Source organism: Pantoea rwandensis, from assembly GCF_000759475.1.
GTDB lineage: Bacteria > Pseudomonadota > Gammaproteobacteria > Enterobacterales > Enterobacteriaceae > Pantoea > Pantoea rwandensis_B.
This window is the reverse complement of record NZ_CP009454.1, coordinates 2831226-2856051: the sequence shown is the minus strand read 5'-3', so window position 1 is coordinate 2856051 and position 24826 is coordinate 2831226. Positions and strand designations below refer to the sequence as shown.

24 protein-coding genes are annotated in these 24826 nt (G+C 53.6%); 17 read left to right on the top strand and 7 right to left on the bottom strand.

The features are described 5' to 3' along the window. Window positions 1-138: 138 nt before the first annotated feature. On the bottom strand, window positions 139-1317 hold the full coding sequence (locus LH22_RS13040; RefSeq protein ID WP_081946733.1) for a benzoate/H(+) symporter BenE family transporter: 1179 nt from the start codon (window positions 1315-1317) through the stop codon (window positions 139-141). 97 nt (window positions 1318-1414) lie between these two features. On the opposite strand from LH22_RS13040, the gene LH22_RS13035 reads away from it, so the two are divergent. The 3 genes from LH22_RS13035 to LH22_RS13025 all read left to right on the top strand — a co-directional run bounded on the left by LH22_RS13035 (window position 1415) and on the right by LH22_RS13025 (window position 3046). Next, on the top strand, window positions 1415-1960 hold the full coding sequence (locus tag LH22_RS13035) for a helix-turn-helix domain-containing protein (protein ID WP_038647169.1): 546 nt from the start codon (window positions 1415-1417) through the stop codon (window positions 1958-1960). 88 nt (window positions 1961-2048) lie between these two features. Then, entirely contained in the window at window positions 2049-2474 is a 426-nt protein-coding gene (locus LH22_RS13030; RefSeq protein WP_038647167.1) for a MarR family winged helix-turn-helix transcriptional regulator, read from the top strand. A 17-nt stretch (window positions 2475-2491) separates the two neighbouring features. Further along, on the top strand, window positions 2492-3046 hold the full coding sequence (locus tag LH22_RS13025) for an isochorismatase family protein (protein ID WP_038647165.1): 555 nt from the start codon (window positions 2492-2494) through the stop codon (window positions 3044-3046). Window positions 3047-3158: 112 nt separating this feature from the next. Here LH22_RS13025 and pqqU read toward each other — a convergent pair whose 3' ends face one another. From pqqU to LH22_RS13010, 4 genes are all read right to left on the bottom strand, one after another. Beyond that, window positions 3159-5282, bottom strand: coding sequence for a TonB-dependent receptor PqqU (gene pqqU, locus LH22_RS13020; protein ID WP_205624977.1), 2124 nt, complete (start codon window positions 5280-5282; stop codon window positions 3159-3161). Window positions 5283-5618: 336 nt separating this feature from the next. Beyond that, a complete protein-coding gene (locus LH22_RS20270; protein ID WP_071845617.1) occupies window positions 5619-5825 on the bottom strand; it encodes a DUF3606 domain-containing protein in 207 nt (68 codons plus the stop codon). A gap of 291 nt (window positions 5826-6116) precedes the next feature. Next, window positions 6117-6356 carry a biofilm development regulator YmgB/AriR family protein gene (locus LH22_RS13015; protein ID WP_038647163.1) on the bottom strand — a complete coding sequence of 80 codons (240 nt, stop codon included), beginning with the start codon at window positions 6354-6356 and terminating at the stop codon, window positions 6117-6119. A gap of 90 nt (window positions 6357-6446) precedes the next feature. Beyond that, window positions 6447-7064: a TetR/AcrR family transcriptional regulator gene (locus tag LH22_RS13010; RefSeq protein WP_038647161.1), complete on the bottom strand. Its 618-nt coding sequence runs from the start codon at window positions 7062-7064 to the stop codon at window positions 6447-6449. Between the two features lie 300 nt (window positions 7065-7364). Between LH22_RS13010 and LH22_RS13005 the strand changes: the two genes are divergently transcribed. After that, entirely contained in the window at window positions 7365-8228 is an 864-nt protein-coding gene (locus LH22_RS13005) for an NAD(P)-dependent oxidoreductase (RefSeq protein WP_038647159.1), read from the top strand. Then, window positions 8229-9011, top strand: a complete 783-nt coding sequence (locus LH22_RS13000; protein ID WP_038647157.1) for an AraC family transcriptional regulator — start codon at window positions 8229-8231, stop codon at window positions 9009-9011. Here the strand turns inward: LH22_RS13000 and leuA are convergent. After that, complete coding sequence (gene leuA, locus LH22_RS12995) at window positions 8962-10647, bottom strand: 2-isopropylmalate synthase (protein WP_038647155.1); 1686 nt, start codon at window positions 10645-10647, stop codon at window positions 8962-8964. The genes LH22_RS13000 and leuA overlap by 50 nt on opposite strands. 302 nt (window positions 10648-10949) lie before the next feature. On the opposite strand from leuA, the gene LH22_RS12990 reads away from it, so the two are divergent. The 8 genes from LH22_RS12990 to pqqF all read left to right on the top strand — a co-directional run bounded on the left by LH22_RS12990 (window position 10950) and on the right by pqqF (window position 18670). Then, entirely contained in the window at window positions 10950-11882 is a 933-nt protein-coding gene (locus LH22_RS12990; RefSeq protein ID WP_038647153.1) for an ABC transporter substrate-binding protein, read from the top strand. A gap of 79 nt (window positions 11883-11961) precedes the next feature. After that, complete coding sequence (locus tag LH22_RS12985; protein ID WP_038647152.1) at window positions 11962-12987, top strand: dipeptidase; 1026 nt, start codon at window positions 11962-11964, stop codon at window positions 12985-12987. A 150-nt stretch (window positions 12988-13137) separates the two neighbouring features. Then, window positions 13138-13209 carry a pyrroloquinoline quinone precursor peptide PqqA gene (gene pqqA, locus LH22_RS20265; protein ID WP_010617686.1) on the top strand — a complete coding sequence of 24 codons (72 nt, stop codon included), beginning with the start codon at window positions 13138-13140 and terminating at the stop codon, window positions 13207-13209. Between the two features lie 55 nt (window positions 13210-13264). Then, window positions 13265-14191: a pyrroloquinoline quinone biosynthesis protein PqqB gene (pqqB, locus tag LH22_RS12980; RefSeq protein WP_038647150.1), complete on the top strand. Its 927-nt coding sequence runs from the start codon at window positions 13265-13267 to the stop codon at window positions 14189-14191. Beyond that, window positions 14188-14943, top strand: coding sequence for a pyrroloquinoline-quinone synthase PqqC (gene pqqC / locus LH22_RS12975; RefSeq protein WP_038647148.1), 756 nt, complete (start codon window positions 14188-14190; stop codon window positions 14941-14943). Before pqqB ends, pqqC begins: the two co-directional genes overlap by 4 nt. A gap of 4 nt (window positions 14944-14947) precedes the next feature. Next, the gene (gene pqqD / locus LH22_RS12970) at window positions 14948-15226 is read left to right on the top strand and encodes a pyrroloquinoline quinone biosynthesis peptide chaperone PqqD (protein WP_038650139.1); all 279 of its coding nucleotides are present in this window, start codon (window positions 14948-14950) and stop codon (window positions 15224-15226) included. After that, a complete protein-coding gene (pqqE, locus tag LH22_RS12965) occupies window positions 15213-16352 on the top strand; it encodes a pyrroloquinoline quinone biosynthesis protein PqqE (protein ID WP_038647146.1) in 1140 nt (379 codons plus the stop codon). Before pqqD ends, pqqE begins: the two co-directional genes overlap by 14 nt. Then, a complete protein-coding gene (gene pqqF, locus LH22_RS12960) occupies window positions 16352-18670 on the top strand; it encodes a pyrroloquinoline quinone biosynthesis protein PqqF (protein ID WP_038647144.1) in 2319 nt (772 codons plus the stop codon). Before pqqE ends, pqqF begins: the two co-directional genes overlap by 1 nt. A gap of 507 nt (window positions 18671-19177) precedes the next feature. Here the strand turns inward: pqqF and dld are convergent. Beyond that, window positions 19178-20872, bottom strand: coding sequence for a D-lactate dehydrogenase (dld, locus tag LH22_RS12950; RefSeq protein ID WP_038647140.1), 1695 nt, complete (start codon window positions 20870-20872; stop codon window positions 19178-19180). Window positions 20873-21307: 435 nt separating this feature from the next. Here dld and LH22_RS12945 point away from each other — a divergent pair, with 435 nt between their 5' ends. From LH22_RS12945 to LH22_RS12930, 4 genes are read left to right on the top strand one after another with little or no spacing between them, the layout of a single operon-like run. Next, complete coding sequence (locus LH22_RS12945; RefSeq protein ID WP_038647138.1) at window positions 21308-22288, top strand: 6-phosphofructokinase; 981 nt, start codon at window positions 21308-21310, stop codon at window positions 22286-22288. A gap of 10 nt (window positions 22289-22298) precedes the next feature. Next, the gene (locus LH22_RS12940) at window positions 22299-22613 is read left to right on the top strand and encodes a PTS sugar transporter subunit IIB (RefSeq protein WP_038647136.1); all 315 of its coding nucleotides are present in this window, start codon (window positions 22299-22301) and stop codon (window positions 22611-22613) included. Then, window positions 22606-23973 carry a PTS sugar transporter subunit IIC gene (locus LH22_RS12935; protein WP_038647134.1) on the top strand — a complete coding sequence of 456 codons (1368 nt, stop codon included), beginning with the start codon at window positions 22606-22608 and terminating at the stop codon, window positions 23971-23973. Before LH22_RS12940 ends, LH22_RS12935 begins: the two co-directional genes overlap by 8 nt. Continuing rightward, window positions 23960-24802, top strand: coding sequence for a class II fructose-bisphosphate aldolase (locus LH22_RS12930; RefSeq protein WP_038647132.1), 843 nt, complete (start codon window positions 23960-23962; stop codon window positions 24800-24802). The genes LH22_RS12935 and LH22_RS12930 overlap by 14 nt, the downstream gene beginning before the upstream one ends. Window positions 24803-24826: the final 24 nt, after the last annotated feature.

Genomic DNA, 24826 nt, shown 5'->3' with positions numbered 1-24826 from the left:
TCGGTGGTTGCCTGAAGCAAAACAGTGTGTGTAATTGGCGATGCTGGTGATCTTAAGCCAAATGCAGGGAATCAAACGGCTGATAAAGGGGGAAAAACAGGGTGTTTTTCCCGCGTGTAGGCGTGAGTTGCTGAAATTTTAAGCGCGTGCGCGTTGGCTCAGGACCAAATGGGTGATCATGCCGCCGATTAATCCCCAGAAGGCAGAACCAATACCCAGCAGTGAGATACCACTGGCGGTGATCAAAAAGGCGACGATGGCGCTGTCACGGTGATCGGGTTCGGCGAGGGCGCGTTGCAGACTGCCGGAGAGGGTGGCCAGTAGCGCCAGACCGGCCAGCGTGGCGATCAGCACCTGCGGCAAGGCACTTAACAGAATGGCGATCAGCGCGCCGGTAAAGCCAGTCAGCAGATAGAAAATCCCGGCAATCGCGGAGGCCATCCAGCGTCGTTTCGGATCGGCATCCACATCGTCTCCCATGCAAATGGCAGCGGTAATGGCCGCAATGCACACCGAAAAACCGCCAAACGGAGACAAGACCAGCGCAATGAAGCCGGTCCAGCCAGTAAGAGCGGAAACCGGCGGTTGGTAACCATGTGCCTGAAGGGTCGCAATGCCCGGCGCATTTTGTGAAGCCATGGTGACGAGGAAATAGGGCAAACCCACGCCAATCAGCGAGGCCAGCGTAAACTGTGGCATGATAAATTCGGGCACGCTCAGCGTCAGCGCATGCGGTGGGAAGTGAATCGCCTGCTGACCCACCGCCACCAGCACGCCGGCGATCAGGGCCAGAATGATGGCATAGCGCGGCAGCCAGCGTCGGCTTAACAGCCACACCAGACACATACTGCCACACAGCGCAAAGTTACCTTGTAAACCGGTGAAGGTGCCGATCCCGAAGCGCAGTAAAATCCCCGCCAGCATCGCCGCTGCCAAAGATTGCGGGATGTGGTTCATCAAGCGGGCAAACAGTCCGGTCACGCCACTCAGTACGATCAGCGCATTGGTCGCCACAAACACGCCCACCACTTCATTCAGGGTCAGGCCCTGCACGCTGGTGGCTAATAGTGCCGCGCCCGGTGTCGACCAGGCAGCCAGAATCGGCATGCGTGTCCACACCGAAAGACCAAAAGAGGCGAGCCCCATGCCGATGCCGAGCATCGACAGCCAGCCGCCGATCTGTTCTGGCGAGGCGCCTGCGGCCTGAGCGGCCTGGAAAATCAATGCGGCAGTGCTGCTGTATCCCACCAGCACCGCAATAAAGCCGGAAACCAGCATAGGGAAAGAGAAAGCGTTGCGCGAAGTGGCGGTCATCATCGAAATGCATCCTGCTGTGCGTTATAACGCACACTATTGCACGAGTGTGTTATAACGCACAAGTGCTACACTGCGCGCGAATTTGCCAGGAGATATCATGGAAAATCTGCATCAACATTTGAGTCAGGCGTTAAAACAATTGCGCCAGGCGAACGGCTGGAGCCTGACACTGGCAGCAGATCGCACCGGTGTCAGCAAAGCGATGCTGGGCCAAATCGAACGCGGTGAATCCAGCCCGACGGTGGCGACATTGTGGAAAATCGCCACCGGTTTCAATGTGCCTTTCTCGTTTTTTGTCCAGGGCAGCGATCAACCGCCGGGTAGCGCCGCGACGTTTAGCCAACCCAATGCGCAAATGCAGGTAAAGCCGCTGCTGCCTTATGATGCGGCATTGCGTTTTGATCTGCTGGAGGTCACGCTTGCCGGTGGCGCGCAAAGCGATTCATCAGCGCATGAAAATGGCGTCATCGAGCAGGTAGTGGTGCTGGAAGGTGAACTGCTGCTCTGTGTGGAGGGAACCTGGCGTCGTCTGCAAAGCGGCGAAGCGCACCAGTTTGCGGCGGATGTCGCACACAGTTATCGTAATCCCCTCAGCACACCGCTGCGTTTTCACAGTTTGATTCATTATATCAAGCGGCCGTGAGTGCCAATTACAAATTGATACGAAGGTAAACTACACAGTTTGCCTTCGTATTTATATACTCGCGCTTCATCAGTAAGGAGAAGGTGCCATGAGCGACCTGAATAGCGCGGCTGCAACTCTACGCAGCGTGAATGGCAAACTGGCGCGACGTCTGCGCGAATCGGCCCCACCGGGCGATCTCACCTGGCCACAGGTTTCTGTGTTGGGTTATCTGGTGCGCGATGGCGCGATGACGGTAACAGAACTGGCCGGGTTAGAAGGCGTGCGCAGTCAGTCGATGGGCGCGACCGTGGCCAGCTTGCAGGCGCAGGGATTAGTGAAAGGGGAAGCCGATCCGCTGGACGGCCGTAAAACCCGCTATCTGCCGACGGAAAGCTGCCTGACGCTGATCGCCGCCAATCGTGCAAAGCGTGATGACTGGCTACTCCAGAGCATGGCAACCACGCTCAATAGTGCGGAACAGCAAATTTTACTGGCCGCTATCCCCTTACTGCAACGTATCGCCGACCAATAATCCTGAGAGGAATTCCCATGGCTTTAACAACCTTAGACGCAAAAACCGCCCTGATTGTGATTGATCTGCAGCACGGCATTGTCCGTCTTCCTGTTGCGCCTTTGTCAGCCGATGTTGTGGTTGAGCGTTGTGCACAGCTGGTTAAGGCGTTTCATGGCAAAAACCTGCCGGTGGTGAAAGTGAATGTCGCCGGTGGCGCACCAGGCCGTAACGAGCAGGCACGCCACAGTGGCGAACTGCCAGCCGACTGGGCTGTGCTGGTGCCGGAAATGGCGCTGAAGGCCGATGAAATTGCCGTGACGAAAAAGACCTGGGGTGGTTTCCACAACACGGATCTGCACGATCAGTTGCAGCAGCGTGGTATCACTCAGGTGGTGGTGTGCGGTATCGCCACCAGCATTGGCGTGGAATCCACTGCGCGTCAGGCTTACGAGCTGGGTTACAACGTCACGCTGGCAACAGATGCGATGACCTGTCTGAACGCTGATACCCACCAAAACAGCGTTGAGCGTATCTTCCCGCGTCTGGGCGAAACGGGTTCAACGGCCGATGTGCTGGCTCTGCTGAAGTAATCTTCATTGCCATGGGCCTGCATTGACCGCGCCCGTATTGTCTCAATGGCATAAAAAAAGCCCTGCGATCCGAAGATGCTTGCAGGGCTTTTTCACAGGCGCGCGGTATCAGTTACTGAAACGCATAACTCACCGTCAGGCCAACGCTGTAGTTGCGCCCTGGCGCCGGTTCGTAATAGCGACCGTTGCTCTCATTGACGATCACAGAACCCACATAAGTACGGTCGAACAGGTTATCTACGCGACCAAACAAGTCCAGTGTCCAGTTCTGTACCAGCCACTTATAACCCGAGTTCAGGCCAAATACGGTATAAGAGGGTGCTTTGACATCATTTTCATCGTCCGCTGCAATGTCGCTCATGTAGCGCACATCACCGCCGGCATACCAGCCTTGATCCGGCGCATAGGCTAATCCGGCATAGGCCATATTACGTGCGATGCCTGGAATACGGTTGCCGTCACAGCTGTCCGTGCCGAAGGCGTTGGAACGATAGCGCGCATCCAGCAGAGTCCACGCCGCTTTCAGGTGCCAGTCATAGCCAAACTCCTGATCCAGACCCAACTCCAATCCGCGACGACGGGTTTCACCGGCATTTTTGTAAATTGAACGCCCTTCAGAACTTCCCGCTGAAACAATCTCGTTGGACGTATCAGTCTGGAATATTGCAGCAGTGATAAGTCCGTTGCCTATTCTTTTTTTAGTGCCTAATTCAACCGTGTCACTCGTTGCAGGTTTGAGATCTAAATTAAGCCCAGACTGGCTCAGAGAACGATAGGACAACTCATTTAGCGTAGGCGTTTCAAAACCACGGCCCGCAGACACATAGGCATTCCAGCTATTATCAATCGCATATTTCAGTGAGGCAGCTGGCAGCCAGCGATGATAACTGCGATTACCGCTGTCATCGGGATCGCTTGAGGTGACGTAATAGTCGTTGGAGTCGAAATTCACCGTACTCAAACGTACCCCAGCATCCAGTGACCACTTATCGGTGAACTGCCACGCTGTTTGCAGATAAGGATCGAGGTTCCACATCAGGTTGCGTTCATTGCGGCGCATATCACCCTGTACGCCGTAATCCGTCACGCCGTTGCTGGTGGTAAAGTTCTGATAGCCTTTACGCTTTTCGGTCATGGTTTCATAGTCGAGGCCGGCAGTCAGCGTCACAGGAAGGGTGAACACCGTATCGCGATGCGTCCAGCGCGTATCAATGCCCTGGTAGTGGCGTGCCAGCGAGATCACGCCGCCAGGATAGCCCGCTTTCTGCTGGGTAGCCATGGGGATCGATTGATACTGTGTGGTTTCACGCTCACCGGCGTACATCATCACGCTGAGATCGTCGTTCTCGCTCATCTGGCGCTGATAGTGCAGCCCAGCCTGCGTTTGGTCGACGGTTTTGCGCGCGTTGTAGAGCGTCACGTTGCTGGCAACCTGACGCGGGTTATCTTTCCACTGCGCCTCGGTCAAACCGCCGGGATCCTGTGCATCCACGTGAACGCTGTTAAACAGCAGTGTCAGGGTGCTGACATCATCAATGCGCACCCCGAGTTTGGCGTTACCGAGGTTTTTCTGTGCCGAGCTGTGATCGCGATAGCCATGGGTGGTAAAGCGCGAAGCCGACACGGTGTAATTCACATCGCCTGCCTGGGTACCATCGCCGGTGGCCCCGCTGGCTTTGACGCTGTTGCGCCAGCTGCCATAGCTACCGTACCAGGTGCTGGCTTCCAGCGTGGTGGGTTGCTGACCGGTTTGGGTTTCGACATTAATCACACCACCCGACGAGTTGCCGTACAGGGCTGAGAAGGGGCCGCGCAGTACTTCAACGTGATCAATCGAACCAATGTCGATATTTGAGGTTTGTCCCTGACCATCCGGCATCGTGGCGGGAATGCCGTCTACATACAGGCGGATACCGCGCAGGCCAAAGGTCGATCGCGAGCCAAATCCGCGCACGGAAATTTGTAAATCCTGAGCATAGTTCTGGCGGTTCTGAATCTGCATGCCCGGCACGCTGGCGAGATTTTCCGAGAGGTTGACGCGTGGTGCCGCATGACGCATATCGTCACCGGACACCACACTCACCGCTGCGGGCGTATCCAGCTCTGACAAACCGGTGCCCGCAGGCGCGGCACTGACGACCATGGTATTGCTGGCATTATCCGCCGCCATCAGCTGCAAAGGGAATAATGCAGGCAGCATCAGCAACGGTGCCTGTCGCAGTAAAGCAATTTTCATTATGAAAGACCGTATAAAAGACGTGGAATGAACCAAGTGGAACATTAATCGCGCATATGTTAATAGTTTTGTCGATAAATGGTATTACATTTTCACGCTTTATATTAAATAAATGCTGTTATTTGACTGACATCCTTCGGGCGGGGAGGTTGCTGTGACGTTGGGAGCGTATAGGCGGTTGGCTCACGGCTGTTTTCCTGGCAATGGGCTGAACAAGGTCAACATAAACGACTGAGCGGCCGCCTGGTAGATTCATTAGCCATAACGTTGGCGAAACTGCGATCACGTTGTCCTTACGCGTCTATCCCGTCAGTGTCATGGCGATAGTCGGTCTTCTTATAGAGACTTGGGTTGTCGGACAGGAGGATGGTCATTGAGCCATCGGCGAACCGCTTCGGTCTCTGATCCTGCTTCTCGCACCGCCCGGGTAAGTCTTTCCTGGGTCGTATGCAGAGTGAGCGTCCAGTAAGTGATTTGCCACTGTTCAGATAATTCAATTCGCGACAAATTTGACGGGATGCGGCGCTGTATAGGGTCTTTCATTTTTTATTATCCTCATGCCTTAATCATGGATTAAACACATAATTAATTCTTATCTGATGAGGATGTGATTTTGTTTTTTTTCTGCGCCGGGGAAAGCAGATTATTCCCTAATACCTGGTTTTAGCCATTATTGGGATGTTTCTTATACAGAAACGAGAAAAATAAGCGTAACGGCAAGCATTGGCGCAGGGTTTTATCGAATACAAGCAGGATGTCGGCGACACAAAACAGATGATTGCTCAAAATAGAGATATTTAAAGCAATCAAACAGATGCGATTTTCATTTATAGGCTAACAAGACAATAATTTTTTAAAAATATTTGAATAGTGCTTTTTAACTGATGATTCTTTAGTCTCATCCAGTTTTTTGAGCAATTCAAAACACAGTGTTTTGCGACTGAGCGTTTTTCCCGCGCTTAAAATTTCGCCCACAACGCGTCCCAGGGCTTCCTCTTCTGAAATATCTTTCGGAGTTGCCACATCCTCCGCCTTAACTTTTCTGTGACTCTTCGTTGCGTCATTGATGCACATATCAATTCCTCTTAGGGATCACAGGCGTTCAGGAGAGCGCTATGATTAAATTTAATTAGGAAATGATTATTTCCTAATATGGCAAATAAATTAGTCCAGAACCTTCATCACCATAGTAATGGTTTTTTTCCCATTAGTCACATCCTGAACTTTACCCACCACACGCATGCCGAATGCTACGCACAGCAGTATGCCTGCCGCAGTTTCAGCATCCAGTTGAGAGGAAATAGATCCGTCCTTCTGGCCTTCAATAATAAGCGAAACGAGAAAGTTTTGATTGCGCATCACGGCCTGCCTGACTAACTCTGACAGTTCTTCATCCAGCGTTTGCAGTTCAACCGTACTCCCAACAACCAAACAACCTCTACGCCCTTCAATCTCAACCGCTGAGTCTAAATAAAATTGCAGTAATTCCTCAATCCGCGATCTGCCATCCGGGAAATGTTGCAACCGCTGACGTAAATCGGCATTACGCAGGGCAATGTAGCGTTCAAATACCCGCAAAAAGAGGGTGCGCTTATCAGTAAACGCCTTATATATACTGCCAGCCGTTAAACTCATGGCTTCGCCCAGGTCGACTATTGAGGACGCGTGATAACCTTTCTTTCTGAATACTATCATTGCTTTATCTAAAACGTCGTCCATATCGAAGACGCGGGGTCTTCCACGTTCTCGAGCGACTTTTAAGCTTTGGTTTTCTGATGTCATCGGTAATTATTTATAGAGTGTTAGTTTCCCATTTATCATATGCGAACTTTTTCCAATAATCGAATAGCGATGAATACGAATGCTGGTGCCTTTGCCGCAATGATAAAATTAACCCGGTAAATTGTTATCCGATCCTCTTTGCCAGGAAGCGCCCAGCGCTGTTTAAAAAGCATGCTGATTAACCCTGTATCTTGTCGGGGGTGTGATTAAAAATGCCTTTCGGCGCACCTCTCGCCTGGCTGCGCGCAGAAATTTCTGTCAGTCTCACTGTTTTGTCTGAATGCATAAAAGGGAATCAAGATGAGTCAGCAACCCGTCGTGGCGGTATTAGGTTTGGGTGCAATGGGGCATGCGTTTGCCGCAAACTTACTGAAAAAAGATTTTGTGGTGCGCGGCTGGAACCGCACGCGTGCCAAAGGTGAAGACTTGCTGGATGCCGGTTTGCAACTCAGCGACAGCGCAGCGCAGGCCGTAGAGGGTGCCGATGTGGTGATCGCGATGCTGTCTGACGGCGACACCACGCGTCAGACCCTGACCGAAGCAAGCAGCGCATTGAAGCAGGGCGCGACCGTCTGCCAGATGGGCACCATTGGCGTGGAAGCCACTGATGCGCTGATCGCCGATTTGCAACACGCACGTCCGGATGTGCTCTTTATCGATGCCCCGGTTTCCGGTACCAAAGCGCCTGCCGAAAATGCGCAGATTCTGGTGATGGCCAGCGGCGATCAAAGCAAAGCGCAGGCCGCTGAGCAGGTGTTTGCTGCAATTGGTAAAGGCACACAGTGGCTGGGTGAGGCGGGTGCCAGCTCGCGTATGAAACTGGTGGTCAACAGCTGGCTGATTGGCCTGATGCAAAGTCTGGCGGAGAGTACACGCCTGGCGGAGCAGTTTGGATTCAGCACCGACGATCTGTGGAAAGTGCTGGATGGCGGCCCGCTGGCGGCACCGTATGCCAAAATGAAACTGGGTATGATCGCCAGTGGTGATTTCACCCCGCAGATGCACCTGGTATGGGCATTGAAAGATGCCAAACTGGCACTGGATGCGGCGGGTGAGAGCAAACTGCCTGCGCTGGAGAACATCGTCGATGTCTGGCAGCAGGCGGTCGATGCCGGTTACGGCGAGCAAGACCTGGCGGCGGTTTACCAATACCTGAAGCGCTAAATGAGCCAGCGCCTCAACTTCGATTTTAGCCAGCGTCCGCTGGTGCCTTATGCGCACGATTATGCGCACGGTGATGCTGAGTCGTGGCATCACCACGATTGTGCACAGTTAATCCATACCTTAAGCGGCGTAGTGAAAGTCGAAACCCGGCAGGGCAGCTGGATTGTGCCGCCGAGTCGTGGCGTGTGGTTACCGGCGGGCACCGGGCATGCACTGCACATAGTCGGAGCAGTGGCGGCACGCACGCTGTTTGTCGATCCGCTCGCACGAGCGGATCTGCCTGCCAGCTGTCAGGTGGTGCAGATTTCCCCACTGCTACGTGAGCTGATCGTCAGTGCACTGGCATTGCCGGACGCTTACGCCTCTGGCAGCCGTGCTGAACGCATTTATGAATTGATCCTCGATGAAATTCGCGTAATGGATGTGCTGCCGTTTGGCCTGCCGTGGCCGGAGAGTGAAAGGCTGCGCGCACTGTGCCAGCAAATTCACCAGCGCCCGGGCGAAAGCTGGACACTTGCGAGAGCAGCCAGCGAACTCTGTGTCGCTGAACGCACGCTGGCGCGCCATTTCAACCGCGAAACCGGCTTGCAGTTCAGCGACTGGGTGCGTCGCGCACGCCTCAGCGTGGCGTTGGCGCGGCTGGCGCAGGGTGAAACGGTGTTAACGGTGGCGCTCGAACTGGGCTATGACAGCCCGAGTGCCTTCAGTGCGATGTTCCGACGCGTGCTTGGCGTTACGCCGGCGAACTACTTTCCTGCGGCAGAAAAGCGTGGGCTGCGTTGAGTAACGCCTGCAATGAGGCGCGTGTCACATCATTATCGATGCCCACACCCCAGGCACGTTCGCCGCGTGCATTGGTACAGCTAATGTAGGTGACAGAGCGGCTGTCACTGCGTTTACCCAGCGTATGCTCGTGGTAATCCTCAATGCTGATGGCCAGATCATAGCGCTGACGCAGTGCCGCTACCGCTGCCGACAGCAGCCCGTTGCCTTTGCCTTCCAGCGTCAGCGTTTGTCCGCCATCCTGCAGCCGCGCTTTAAATCGCGTTTCACCTTTCTCATCGCTGTGGCTTTCCGCGTCCAGTAACCGACGCGAAGGCTGCGTTAAGCCGTAATGCTGGCAGAACAGTTGCCACAGTGCGTGATGCGTCATTTCCTGGCCGTGATCATCCGTCTGCTGCTGCACAATACGGCTGAAGTCTTGCTGCAGCCCACGCGGTAACTGCAGCCCATGGTTTTGCTCCAGCAGCCAGGCAGCTCCGCCTTTACCCGACTGACTGTTGACGCGAATCACCGCTTCATAACTGCAACCGATATCGACCGGATCGAGCGGCAAATACGGCATTTGCCAGATGGCTTCCTGACGCGCATTACGCTCGGCAAAGCCTTTACGAATCGCGTCCTGATGCGAACCCGAAAATGCGGTAAACACCAACTCACCGGCATACGGATGGCGTGGATGAACCGGCAATTGGTTACAACGGGTCACCACTTCCAGCACCTGCTGGATATCGCTGAAATCGAGTTCCGGGGCCACGCCCTGGGTATATAAATTCAGCGCCAGCGTCACAATATCGACATTGCCGGTACGCTCACCATTACCAAACAAGCAACCTTCTACGCGATCGGCGCCGGCCAGCATCGCCAGCTCGGCACAGGCCACGCCCGTGCCGCGATCGTTATGCGGATGCACGCAAATCGCTACCTGTGAACGCTGGCTAAAGTGACGGCAGAAATACTCGATCTGATCCGCATAGACGTTCGGGGTATTCACTTCCACCGTAGCGGGCAGGTTGATAATCATCGGGCGGTCCGGACCCGGTTGCCAGATCGCCGATACCGCTTCACAGATCTCCAGTGCAAATTCCGGTTCAGTAAAGCAGAACGTTTCTGGTGAATACTGGAAGGTCCAGGCCGTATCACTTTGTACTTCACATTGGGCGCGGATTTGCCGGGCACCGGCGCAGGCCAGCTCAATGATCTCCGCCTTGCTCTGGCGGAATACGCGCTCGCGGAACAACGGCGCAGTGGCGTTGTACAGGTGAATAATCGCCTGCGGCGCACCGCGCAGCGCTTCAAAGGTACGATCGATTAAATCGCTGCGTGCTTGTGTCAGCACCTGAATCGCCACGCCTTGCGGAATATGATGCTGTTCAATCAGCAGCCGTACAAAGTCGAAATCGGTTTGCGAGGCAGCAGGAAACGCCACCTCAATCTCTTTGAAGCCGCAACGCAGTAGCAGCTGCCAGAATTCCAGCTTGCGTGCGCTATCCATTGGCGTCGCCAGCGCCTGGTTACCGTCGCGCAGATCGGTGGAAAGCCAGCGCGGTGCCTGGGTGAGCTGGCGCGATGGCCACTGGCGGTCGGGCAAATCGATCACCGGGAAGGGGCGGTATTTTTCTGCAGGGTGGTTGAGCATGAGGTTCTCCTTATGGGTCTGTACTCAGTCTGGACCACATCGCCGCACGCTGCTCACGCATAACTGACAACTCGCGTTGCATAACTGACATATCGTTGTGAAGTTGTCGCAACAGCCGGGTCCCACATTCTGTGAACCCTCTCTGTCCAAACCGTTCACAACAAATGTGGAGGGTGATGAGAATCGACGGCCAAAAGCGTTGTGCTGCTTATGCGCAGGATGATATTCCTCAGATGAAATCGGCATCTGGGCTTTTAGCACAACAGGGTAGTCTGGGGTTTTGCGCCAGAAGAGAAAATAGAATGAAAAGAACAGCTTTAGCCCTGTTTGTGATGCTTACCAGTGGAACCGCTGCGGCGGAAACCGTCACACTGCGCATTGCCGACCAGAAGGGCAATATGCACGCCGAGATGGAAGCGGCGCAGCAGCTCAATAATCTCCATTATAAAATCGAATGGGCGGAGTTCCCGGCAGCGGCACCGCTGGCGGAGGCACTGAATGCGGGCGCCGTCGATGCGGGTATTATCGGTGACGCGCCGCTGCTGTTCTCGCTGGCGGCGGGTTCGCAGGTGAAAGCGGTGGCGGTAAGTAAATCGGTGCCTGAAGGCTTAGCGGTATTGGTGAGCCCGGATTCAAAAATTAAAACCGTGGCCGATCTGAAAGGAAAAAATATTGCCACCGGGCGCGGCTCTATCGGCCATTTTGAAGCGCTGAAAGCACTGGAAAAGGCCGGTTTGACGGATAAGGACGTCAACTTTCGTTTCCTGACACCCGCCGATGCGCGCATTGCACTGGCAAACGGATCGGTCGATGCCTGGTCAACCTGGGATCCTTACACCGCACTGGCGGAAGTCACACACACGGGCCGCGTTTTGATCAACGGCGTGGGCCTTTCCAGCGGTAACAGTTTCCTGGCGGCAACCGATGCAGCCCTTAATGACGAGGCCAAACGCGTGGCGCTGCAGGATTACGTTAATCGCCTTGCGGCGGCGGATCGCTGGGCGAACAGCCATGTTGATGCGTACTCCACCACGCTGGCGAAAATTATCGGCTTCCCAAAAGAAGCCGCGGCCAAGTCCTTTGCGCGGCGCAATTCGCATTGGCAAGCTATCGATGAAGCCACGATTGCGCAGCAGCAGGACACCGCCGACTTTTATCAAAAATATGGGCTGATCAAGCAGCGCCTCGACGTCAAACCTACCTTTTATAATGGCTTAAAGGTTGCACAGAACTAACGCTTTGTGCCCCTGTGTTTGGCGAATCAGCAGGGGGCGAGTAGCATAGCGCCCATGTTGTCTCGCTGTGTGACCCCCTATGTTATTTAAAACCTTCGATGGTCATAACGACCTGCTGCTTAACCTGTGGCTGCATCATCCTGATGATCCCGCTAATGCTTTTTTTGCCGGTATTGAGAAAGGGCATCTGGATTTTCCGCGTATGCAGCAAGGCGGTTTTGCCGGTGGACTCTTTGCGCTCTTTGTTCCGCCGCAGCGCTACATCAATGAGGTCGCGCCGCAACGTGCAAACGAGCAGTGGCAGCCGCTCGATATTCTCTGGCAACAACTCGATATCCTCAAAACGCTGGCGGCACAGTCCGCCGGGCGCGCCCGTTTATGCCTGACGACGGCGGATATTGCAGCCTGTCGCCACGAGGGTGTGCTGGCGATGGTCGCGCACATTGAAGGGGCAGATGGATTCGATGCTGATGGCGAAGATTTGCATGCTTTCTATCAGGCTGGGGTGCGCAGTATCGGGCCTTTCTGGAATTTACCTAACCGTTTCGGTGAAGGGGTAAACGGCGCTTTCCCGCATTCGCCAGATACCGGAGCGGGCCTCACCACGGCAGGTGAGCAGTTGATCGCTGCCGCTAATCGCCATCGCATGATGATTGACGTGTCGCATATGAATGAGAAAGCATTTTGGGATACCGCACGGCTCTCAAACGCGCCGCTGGTGGCCAGCCATTCTAATGCACACGCGCGTTGCGCGCAGCCGCGCAATCTTACCGACGAGCAACTGCGTGCCATTCGCGACAGCGGCGGAGTGGTAGGGATTAATTTTGGTAACGCTTTCTTACGGCCGGATGGCAAACGCGATAGTGATACGCCATTGATCGAAATTGTTAAACATCTGGATCATTTAGTTGAAATAATGGGGCCAGAAAACGTAGCATTTGGTTCGGATTTTGATGGCATCAGTGTGCCAGATGAATTGAAAGATGTGTCTGGGCTGCCGCGTCTGTATGCGTTGCTCACTTCGCTCAGCTATGATCAAACCATGATTGAGCAGTTTGCCTGGGGTAACTGGCAGCGAGTCCTGCAACAGATTTGGCAGGATTAGCACCATTCCCTTACCGAATCGGGGTTGATCTGACCGTTACATTGGCGCAACATCAGCCCGCGTCGTGCCTTGTTGCCAGAAAATTCGTTTCCTGGTGCAAGCATTTCCAGCAGAGCCTGCTCTGCGTTATTTGTTTTGAGGAAGAAAGTTATGTGGAAAAAACCTGAATTTGTTGACCTGCGTCTGGGCCTGGAAGTGACTCTGTACATCTCCAACCGCTAAGACTCTCTGCCCGCCACTCGTGCGGGCATTTTATTTTTCATTCTGGTTATCTCTCATGTTTATTAAAGTGCTCGGTTCAGCGGCAGGCGGCGGCTTTCCGCAGTGGAACTGTAACTGCGCCAATTGCAGCGGCCTGCGCAACGGTACGATCCAGGCTCAGGCGCGGACGCAATCCTCGATCATTGTCAGTGACAACGGCGAAGATTGGGTGCTGTGTAACGCATCGCCAGATATCAGCCAACAGATCGCCCACACACCCGAACTGAATAAAAAAGGGGTCCTGCGCGGCACCGCGATTGGCAGCATCATTCTTACCGACAGTCAGATCGATCACACCACCGGTTTACTCAGTCTGCGCGAAGGCTGCCCGCATCAGGTGTGGTGTACGCCCGAGGTGCATGCCGATCTCACCAGCGGTTTCCCGATTTTCACCATGTTGCAGCACTGGAACGGCGGTTTGCAGCACCATGGTCTTACGCCCCTTGAACCGTTTCGTGTTGATGTGTGTCGTAACCTGCAGTTCACTGCTATCCCGATTCTCAGCAATGCGCCACCGTATTCGCCGTATCGCGATCGTCCGCTGCCGGGGCATAACGTCGCGCTGTTTATCGAAAATACCGCCAATGGCCAGACACTGCTGTATGCGCCAGGTCTGGGCGAGCCCGATGCGGTGATCATGCCGTGCCTGGAAAAAGCCGATTGCCTGTTAATTGACGGCACCGTCTGGCAGGACGATGAGCTGCTTGCCACCGGCGTCGGTAAAAACACCGGCAAAGCGATGGGCCATCTCGCGCTGGCAGAGGAGCACGGCCTGATGGCGCTGCTGGCGTCACTGCCCGCACAACGCAAAATTCTGATTCACATTAATAACACCAATCCGATCCTTAACGAGCAGTCGCCGCAGCGTCAGTATCTGACGCAGCAGGGCATTGAAGTGAGCTGGGACGGGATGGCGATTCATCTGCAGGAGAACGCATCGTGATCATTACCGAAGCCTTATCGCCGCAAGAGTTTGAGCAGGCGCTGCGTGCCAAAGGCGCGTTTTACCACATTCATCATCCCTACCATATCGCGATGCATAATGGTGAAGCGACCCGTGAACAGATTCAGGGCTGGGTCGCGAACCGCTTCTATTACCAGACCAATATTCCCCTGAAAGACGCGGCGATTATGGCGAACTGCCCGGATCCTGCAACCCGTCGTAAGTGGGTACAGCGCATCCTCGACCATGACGGCAGCAACGGTCAGGAAGGCGGTATTGAAGCCTGGCTGCAACTCGGTGAAGCAGTGGGATTGGATCGTGAAGTCCTGCTGTCAGAAAAACTGGTGCTGCCGGGTGTGCGTTTTGCTGTGGATGCCTACGTTAACTTCGCCCGTCGCGCCAACTGGCAGGAAGCGGCCTGTAGCTCATTAACCGAGCTGTTTGCACCGCAAATCCACCAGTCGCGCCTCGACAGTTGGCCGCAGCACTATCCGTGGATCAAAGAAGAGGGTTACTTCTATTTCCGCAGCCGCCTGAGCCAGGCAAACCGCGATGTGGAGCACGGGCTGGCGCTGGCGCTGGAAGTGTTCACCACTGCTGAGCAGCAGAACCGCATGCTGGAGATTTTGCAGTTTAAACTCGATATTCTCTGGACGCTGCTGGATGCCATGACCATGGCGTATTCTTTGCAACGCCCGCCTTATCACACGGTCACCGATCAGGTGTCCTGGCACAGCACAAGACTGGTATAACATGATGAAAGATAATCTGATTCCGGCTTTCCGTCGTGGCTATCGCATGCAGTGGGAACCGGCGCAGGATAGCCATGTGGTGCTGTATCCCGAAGGCATGGCCAAGCTGAATGAAACCGCAACGGCAATCCTTGAACTGGTCACCGGCAAACAGGATGTGGCCGCCATCATCGCCATTCTCAACAGCCGTTTCCCGGAAGCGGGCGGCGTGGATGATGATGTAAAGGAATTCCTGCAATCCGCCGTAGAACAGAAATGGATCCAGTGTCGTGAACCTGAATAAAAGCGCCACGCCGCCGCTGTGGCTACTGGCTGAGCTGACTTATCGCTGCCCGCTGCAGTGCCCATACTGCTCGAATCCGCTCGACTTCTCGCAACAGGAGAAAGAGCTGACGACTGAGCAGTGGATCGACGTGTTCAGTCAGGCGCGCGCCATGGGCAGTGTGCAGATGGGCTTTTCGGGCGGCGAACCGCTGACGCGGAAAGATCTGCCCGAGTTGATCAAAGCGGCGCGCGATCTCGGTTTCTACACCAACCTAATTACTTCCGGTATCGGTCTGACGGCGAAGAAACTCGACGCCTTCGCCGATGCGGGTCTGGATCATATTCAGATCAGCTTTCAGGCGAGTGATGAAACCCTCAACGCCGCGCTGGCCGGTTCGAAAAAAGCGTTCCAGCAGAAGCTGGAGATGGCGAAAGCGGTGAAAGCGCACGGCTATCCGATGGTGCTGAACTTCGTGCTGCATCGACACAATATCGACCAAATCGATAAGATCATCGACCTGTGCATCGAACTGGAAGCGGACGACGTTGAACTGGCAACCTGTCAGTTTTACGGCTGGGCGCATCTTAACCGGCAGGGTTTGTTACCCACGCGGGAACAGATTGCCCATGCAGAAGCGGTGGTGGCCGAATACCGCGAACGTATGAGCGAGTCCGGTAACCTCACTAATTTGCTGTTCGTCACGCCGGATTATTACGAAGAACGGCCCAAGCCCTGTATGGGCGGCTGGGGCTCGATCTTCCTGAGTGTCACGCCAGAAGGCACGGCACTGCCATGCCACAGCGCGCGTCAGTTGCCGGTGGAGTTCCCGTCGGTACTGGAGCATAGCCTGGAAGACATCTGGTATAACTCCTTTGGTTTTAACCGCTATCGTGGTTACGACTGGATGCCGGAACCGTGCCGTTCGTGTGATGAGAAAGAAAAAGACTTCGGTGGTTGCCGTTGCCAGGCTTACATGCTGACCGGCAATGCGGATAATACCGATCCGGTGTGCAGTAAGTCACCGCATCACGGTAAGATCCTGGAAGCGCGCCGCGAAGCCACCTGCAGCGATATCAAAATCGCACAGCTTCAGTTCCGCAATCGCTCCAACTCTGAGCTGATCTTCAAGCAGCGAGTGACCTGATGACCTCGCGCCAGCTGGTGTTAGCCAATGGCTTGCGTTGCCACCTGCATCATCAGGCTGGTGCGCGTGATGCCGCCGCACTGATCCGCGTGCAAGCGGGCAGTCTGGATGAACCCGATCGCTGGCCGGGTCTGGCGCACTTGCTGGAGCACCTGTTGTTCTGCGGCAGCGAGCGTTTTAAAGATAGCGAGCGCCTGATGCCGTGGGTGCAACAGCGGGGTGGGCAGGTCAACGCCACCACGCAACTCAGCCACAGCGCCTTTTTCTTCCAGCTGCCAGCAGCGGATTTAGCTGAAGGTGTGCAGCGGTTAAGCGACATGATCGCCTCTCCGTTGCTCGGCCAGCAGGCGATTCGGCAGGAAGTCGCGGTGATCGATGCAGAGTGTCAACTTCTGCAACATCATGCTGAAACGCTCAGCGAAGCCGCGCTGGTGGATACGCTGGGTGGGGCTTTTCAGCGTTTTCGCATCGGTAATCAACAGTCGTTTGGTGACAATGTCACTTTGTTGCAGACCGCGTTGCGCGACTTCCATCAGCGTTATTATCACGCAAATACGCTGGAACTGTGGTTACAGGGCCCGCAATCGCTGGATGAGTTGGCGCATCTTGCGCAGCACTTTTCGGCGGTCAATTCAACAAAAAACACCCCTTCATATGCCGCATCCACATTGCCTTCGGGTGACGTGATGTTGCAGCTATCAGATAATGAGAGTTTCTGGCTGACGCTGATGTTATCGGGTGAGGAACCTGTTTTACGTGACAATGTCACCTTGCTCAGTGTGTTCTGGCAAGATGAAGCGCCGGGCAGCCTGTTGGCCGCACTCAGAGAGGCTGAATTGTGCGATACGCTGCAGGGACAATGGCTGTGGCAGGATAAGCAGCACGGATGGTTAGCGCTGCGCTTCAGTGGGCCTAAAATCAGCGCGGAGCAGGCGCAACGCATTGAGCACTGCTTCTGGCAGCATTTAGCCGCCATCAAACTTTGCACCCCTGAGCATCTCCAGCATTATTCTCAGCTGGCGCAGCACGATTTTGCCTGTCTAACGCCACTGGAACAGTTGCGTGGTCGGGCGTTAGGTTTTGCGCCTGCCGATTCTGTGCCGCAGGGTTTCAGCGCTTTTATCGCTGCGCTGGCGCAGAAGCCTTGTTCACGCTTGCTCACTCAGCAGCAACTGGACTCGCCAGAAAGCGCACAGACGCAAGGTTTCACGCTGCGGCGCAAAAAAGGGCTGCCGCGCAGCCTGAGTACATCCTCAACGCCCGCATTTTCTTTCTATCCCGCTGCGCACCAGGCCGTATTGCCCACGTTGTCGCCGATAGCGATGCCCCTGCCGCGTATCGCGCCACAACAACAGGTTGAGACCTTGCTGTTGCGGCCGGCTTTTTATCACACGCTGAGTGACGAGGATGCGCAGGCACGGCAAACCCGACTGCGTCCGGTGCTGGCGGCGTTGCGTCATGCCGGAGGAAGTGGCAGTTGGCAGCAGAAGCAGGGGGGCTGGCAGTTGGTGCTGAATTTGCCAGTCTCTGAGTCACCAGCTTTGCTGGCCGTGCATCATGCACTTGAGGCATTGAATCTGGCTCCCGATGCAAAACCGCTGGCGCCTGCGCAAACGATCGTGATTCGACAGTTGCTCTCAGCCTTGCCCGTTCAATTGATTGCTCCCACCAGTGATACCCCATGGCTGGCGGCGTGGTGTGGCAAACACAGGCTATTACATCAGCGTGTGTCCCATCTGCTGAGCAACTTCGCGCCCGATTTGGTAAGCAGTGCACAGCCGCCGCGTTTGCAAAGAGGTATTAAGCCGATCCCTTGTACCGGAGGCGATCAGGCGCTGCTGCTGTTTATTCCGCTGCCGATTGCTGATGAACGGAATTTAGCGGCACTGCGCGCGCTCTCATTGTTTCTGGAACCGCGCTTTTTCCAGCGACTGCGGGTCGATCAGCAAATTGGCTATGTGGTGTCGGCGCGCTACCAGCGCGTGGCGGATGTCGATGGGCTAATGCTGGCACTCCAGTCGCCACAGATTCCATGGCAAACGCTGCTTGGGCACTGCAAACGCTTTTTACGTGAGACCGTGGCTGATCTGGACGCTATCGCGCCGGCAACTTTCGCGGCCTGGCAAGCCACACTGCGCGAGCAGTGCGATATCCGCGATAATGCGGAAGCCGCACTGCAGGGGTTACGACAACAGCAGGCATTGCCGAATCTTACGCCTGATGCGATTGCATCCCTGACGCTGCCCCTTATCCAGCAGCTTTATCACCGCTTATTACGCGAACGCCGCCGCTGGCGAATACTGATTAATCAAAGTTGAAAAGCGATGTTTACCATTCGGCAAAGTCACATCAATACGTATTTCCCCCACCCAATGCAGCCACATAACGACTTATAGTCCAAAGTTACTTCCAAAATTTCTTAGCAAGAAAAAGCAATATTCCATACAGTATAAATGTACTTATTGCTAAGGTTGCCCAGGTTTTCTCAGGCCATCTGTCATATGTAAATGATGTGATGATGACCAGAAATATAATGGGTATAACAGTAAACACTTGCACCCAAAGGAAATCCATAAGTAAGCTTTTTAGGGTTTTCATAGGGTTACATGTTTCCTGATATGGCTAGTAAATGTTTTATGTTTTTAATTACTGTATTTTCGTCGGAAACTGAATCCTTAATAATATGACCAAGAATCGGTTCCACTATAGAGGCATACGCGAAGTAATTCGCACGGCGTACCAGCCAAGCAAGGTGACGCATCCTGACCCTGCACCAGCGTCAGGATGCGTTTCAGCTAAAAATGAGGCGCTCTTTGGATCTGCCTTTACGCCCAATACTTCTTCTTACTGGTTTTTCCCACGCCAGGGTTGCAGCTGTTAGTCGGATCCAGTTGCTTCCAGTGCGCCACATGCTCGCACGATGCCTGATAGAGATGTCCCACATTATGCTCAGCCGGGTACTTCGCACCACGCTGTTCAAGATAGACTTTGACCGCTTCTTTAAACGCCTTCGCATCCACCCCTTCCTTCAGCACATAATCCTGATGATTCACATAACAGAAAAAGTGCCCGCAGCAGGAATCGACCTGCACCTGTGCCGCTAAGTGATCCGGCAAGGTTAAGCGCCAGGCATCGTCATTGCGGCGCAACGCCACGTCGAAGGCCACCAGCCTTTCGTTCGGGTTATAACCCAGCGCATCACAATAAGAGATGGTGCACCCGCCTACGCCAAAACGTACCAGAAATGCATCTGCGCCTTCGCGGGCATCACAATGGAAAAAGCCGCCGGGATGTTCGGCAAAAAATTGCTGCAACAACGTCTGCAATTCGTTGGTCTGCTGCGCATCGACTTTGATCATCAGATGATGTTGATATTCGTCGCGATAAGCCATGATGCGCGGGGCAATAAAGCTGGGCGTGAGCTGGTTAAAGCATTGCAGCGCCCGATCAACAAAATTGCGTGGCAGGAAAGGCAGATGACTGACACGGACATCCCATTTCGCTTTATTGCCCATCATCTTAGGAATGGCCTGGGGACCGAATTTACGGATCGCCAGATACATATGTTTGGCGTATCGCACGGTTAAATCGAACGCGTTGCGATGAATGTACTCTGCCTGCAGGGGCAGTTCGCTCATTTCGGTGAGGAGAAAACGGCGTAACGCCACCAAAACACTCTCATCATGGGTGCCGACATAAAAGGTGTCGCTCCCCGCGCTCGCTTCAAAGGTGGGCAGCCGCACAGCAAACACCACCACTTTTCCTGCACTGCCGGAACTGTCGTGCAGATAACGTAGGTCGCCATTGAAGCGAGCAGGGGAATCAGCGCGGACATCCCGCAGACGGTCGGCGTAATCATCAGCCCAGATTTTGCCGTCCCAATCGGCCTGGTCGCCGGTCTGATACTGTTGCTCAGTCAGACTCTTCAGCATCGCCTCCGGCGTATCACCCAAATCGATACCAAGGTGATTGATCATTTCTAAGCGCCCATCATCATGGATACGGGCAAACAGTGATTTTTCTGTAAAGGCGGGGCCCCGGCGAATCAGTGAACCGCCCGAGTTGTTACAGATGCCTCCCACGACAGAAGCGCCAATGCAGCTGGAACCAATCACCGAGTGCGGTTCGCGTCCCAACGGTTGCAGCGTGTGCTCCAGTTCGGTCAGGGTGGTACCGGGGAAGGCGATGACCTGTCGCGCTTGATCGATGACCTGTACGCCCTTGAGCTGGCGGGTGCTGATGATCACCACGTCGCGGTCATAATCATTGCCATCCGGGGTTGACCCGCCGGTCACGCCGGTATTCGAGGCTTGCATCAAAATAATGACGTCCTGTGCCACGCATACCTTTAGGCTTTGCCACAGTTGCAGCAAGTTTTGCGGCAATATCACTGCCAGTGCCTCACCGCGACCGACACGAAATCCCTTGGTGTACCAGGCTTTATCATCGGCATGGGTCAATACCTGTTTGCCGCCCACTATGCCAGCGAGCTGACGCAACATCTCCTGCGAGTTGGTCATGTTTTCTCTTCTTCGTCATTTATTTGCTGCGATATTGGACAGCCAGATAAACGTGACGTCAATCATTCATCGGTACTGATCAACAAATAACGCACTGAATCATTATCCCTTTATCCTTCATGGAGAAAAGTCGGCGAACTGATAAAAATGCGTGGGAAATCACAATTCAGATCGAAAGAAATTCAGATGAAAAGGCGATGGCAGGTTCGGTGCGTATTCTACGATTAAATAAATATAAACCAAGGATTTTATTGGTTTTATTAAATAACAGCCAAAATTCGCAATGTGATTAATATCACAAAAAACAGCGCTTATTCATGCTTGTCAACGTTACGAGGAATGAAATTCATGGCAAAAATGTGATCTTCGTTGCAAATAGAAAAGCCGTTCACCGGAAGAATGAATGTCAGACGCGCAGCATACGGAGTGATGACAATGAGAATTGGCATAGTGATAAGCGGTGGCGATGTTACCGGAATAAATAACTTTGTGTTTCAGATATCACGTATGACGCAGGCGGATATGGTGTTATTTAATGGCGGCATTCCCGGTTTATTAGAAAATCGCCATCAGGAAATGTCGCAGCGCGATCTGGTGGATTATGCCATCACTTCAATTCCCGTGATGCAATCGGGACGAACCACGCGAAAATTAATTCGCCCTGAGTATGAGGTGATCGCCAAACAACTCAAATCGCTACGCATCGATGTATTAATTATGGCCGGGGGTGATGGCTCATTACAGTTTTTACATACATTAAGCGAATTCGGCGTGAATTGCTTTGGTGTAGGCATGACCATTGATAATGATGTGTTTGGCAGTGACTACACCATTGGTTTCTCTACCGCTTGTGAGCAAGTCTTAAAAGAAGTATCGAAATTAAGAAATACCGGCCGCGCGTTAACCGGTCGTGTATTTATGGTTGAGTTGCTCGGCGGCTATTGTGGCGAACTGACGCTGCAATCGGCGATCAAATCCAATGCTGATTTCGCGCTGATTCCGGAGTGCCAGATCCCGGCGCAAGAACTGGCAGAACGCATCACGCAGCGGCTTGCCGCGCAGAACAGCGTGGTGATTCTCTGCTCTGAAGGTTACACCCGCGAATACTCGCCGGGCTTTCAGGGCGCGATTGATACCTTAATTAAACAGATTGAGCCGCTGATAGGGGTACGAATTCGTAAAACTATTATCGGTTACGGCTTGCGTAGTGGTGACCCGACCTGTGAAGAGATTTATCAAGGCACCATTATGGCCAGTGAAGTTGCGCGCTGTATTCAGTCGGGGATGCGCAACAAAGCGGTGATTATTAATGGCAGTAATCGACCGATACCGATTGATCTTATAAGCATGAAAAAACGCCTGGTTGATACCGAAGGGCATCATTACAAACTCGCTAAACAACTGCATATTCTGTGAGGAAAACGCCATGCTGAAAATATTATGTGTCTGTGGATGTGGTCTGGGTTCTAGTTTCGCCATCGAAATGAGTGCCAAATCCGTATTAAAGAAACTCGAAATTGAAGCGGATATTGATCACACCACTATTTCAGAAGCCAATGCTTTTAAATCCGACATGATTCTCACTCAAAAAGCATTTGCGGATGTCCTTAACGCGGATGCCAGCCCGGAACAAATTAAACGGGTGATTATTCTCAACAAGCTGACCGATAAAGCTGAAATTGAGGAAAAAATCGTGGCGTTTATGAAAGAGCGTAATCTGAAGGCTGCTAACCATGAATAGTGTGATCAACTTCCTGGTAAAAGACTTATTAGGGCAGGCATCAATTCTGATCGCCTTTATTGCTCTGATTGGTCTGCTACTGCAGAAAAAATCCGCAGGTAAGGTGGTGGAAGGCACCTTTAAAACCCTGCTGGGCTTTTTAATCATGATGGCGGGTATCAATATCATAGTCGGTACGCTGACCTTCCTGAATACCATCTTCACCCACGGTTTTGGTATGAAGGGCTATATCACCGATGTGGCCGCCATTGCCGGATTAGCAAGCCGCGAGTTGGGATCAGAAGTAGCGCTGACATTGTTGGTGATCTTTATCGTCAACATCATCATCGCGCGTCTGACGCCGTTCAAATACATCTTCCTCACCGGCCAGGCGCTGCTGTGGATGGCAACCATCGGAGCGGTGATCGGCTATAAAGCCGGGCTGACGGGTTTACCGCTGATCCTAACAGGCGGCATCTTCGGCGGCATTATGGCGGTCGTGATGCCAGCGCTGGCTCAGCCGGTGGTGCGCCGAATCACAGACTCTGATGACGTGGCACTGGGACACTTCTGCACCATCGGCTATCTGCTGACGGCGGCAGTGGCGAAGGTGGTCGGTAAAGGCTCGCGCTCAACGGAAGATCTCAAGCTGCCAGACAACTTCAAGTTCCTGCAGGACACCTATCTGTCGATGGCAGTGGTGATGGTACCGATGTACCTGATCCCGGCAGTGGCAGCAGGACCAGAATTTATCGGCCAGTACAGCAACGGCATGAACTATCTGATGTATGCCTTCATGCAGTCGATTCAGTTCGTCGCCGGCGTGTTCGTGCTGTATAGCGGCGTGCGTTTACTGCTCAACGAGTTGGTGCCAGCGTTCCGTGGCATTGCGATGCGCCTGGTGCCAGATGCAAAACCCGCGCTCGACTGTCCGGTGATGTTCCCTTACGCACCGAATGCCGTGATCGTCGGCTTCCTGGCGACAACTCTGGGTTCCGTGGTCGGTATGCTGGTGTTCCCCATGTTCGGTCTGGCGATGATTCTGCCTGGCCTGCTCACCAACTTCTTTGCCGGTGGCACCGCAGGTGTATTCGGTAATGCGCTGGGTGGACGTCGTGGAGCGATGATTGGCGGTTTTGTACATGGCCTGTTCATCACTTTCCTGCCGGCCATATTGGTGCCAATGCTCGAAAGCTACGGCTTCACCGGTGTGACATTCAGTGACTCTGACGTCATCAGTACCGGATTGATATTGGGCCATGCGTTCCAGGGCAACTGGTTGTTCGTCGCACTCTTTATTGTCTTTATCACTCTGATCGCCTGGTTTGTTAACGGAAAATCCCCTAAATCCCACGAGGAAAAGCTTCATGAAACTTTATAACTTTACCGATCTGTTACAGGTGGCTAAACAACGTGAATTTAAAGCGCTTGGTTCCTTTAATTTGCACTGCCTGGAAATGTTACCGGCCTTTTTTAAAGCAGCAGAGAAAACCAACAGTCCATTAATGATTCAGATCTCAACCGGCACGGCGAAATATCTGGGACATAAATTATTAGTGGATGCGATTCGCTCGTTATCTGAAAGCCGTAATGTGCCAACGTGCCTGCATCTCGATCACTGTTCAGATCTCGATGCGATTCAAACGGCACTGGATGCAGGATTCAGTTCCATTATGTATGACGGCTCGCATTTATCGATTGAAGAGAATATTGCCAATACGCGTCGCGTGATTGATATGGCGCGCCCGTTGCACGTCTCAGTAGAAGCGGAACTGGGTGCGATTGGCGGCTCAGAAGACGGTAAAGAAGTCGAAATGAACGATGCTTCCTTCACCACCGTAGATGATGCCAAACGCTTCGTCGAAGAAACCGGCGTGGATATGCTGGCCATCTCCATCGGCACCGTACACGGATTGTATACCGGTAAGGCACACATTCAGCATCAGCGTCTGGCGGATATCACGGATGCCACCAAAACGCCTCTGGTACTGCATGGCGGCACCGGCGTAAGCGATGACGATATGCGTCTGGCCGTGCGCAGCGGTATCGAAAAAGTGAACGTCGGCACGGAAATGAATGTGCAGTGGGTGGCAAACTGCAAGCAGACGTTTGAAAAAGGTAAAGTGAATGACAGCGTACGCAACTTCCTGGTGCCCGCTAATGATGCCGTCACCAATGTGCTGGTAGAAAAGATTTCACTGTTCCGTTAAGTACGACTCACTCATGACGTAATA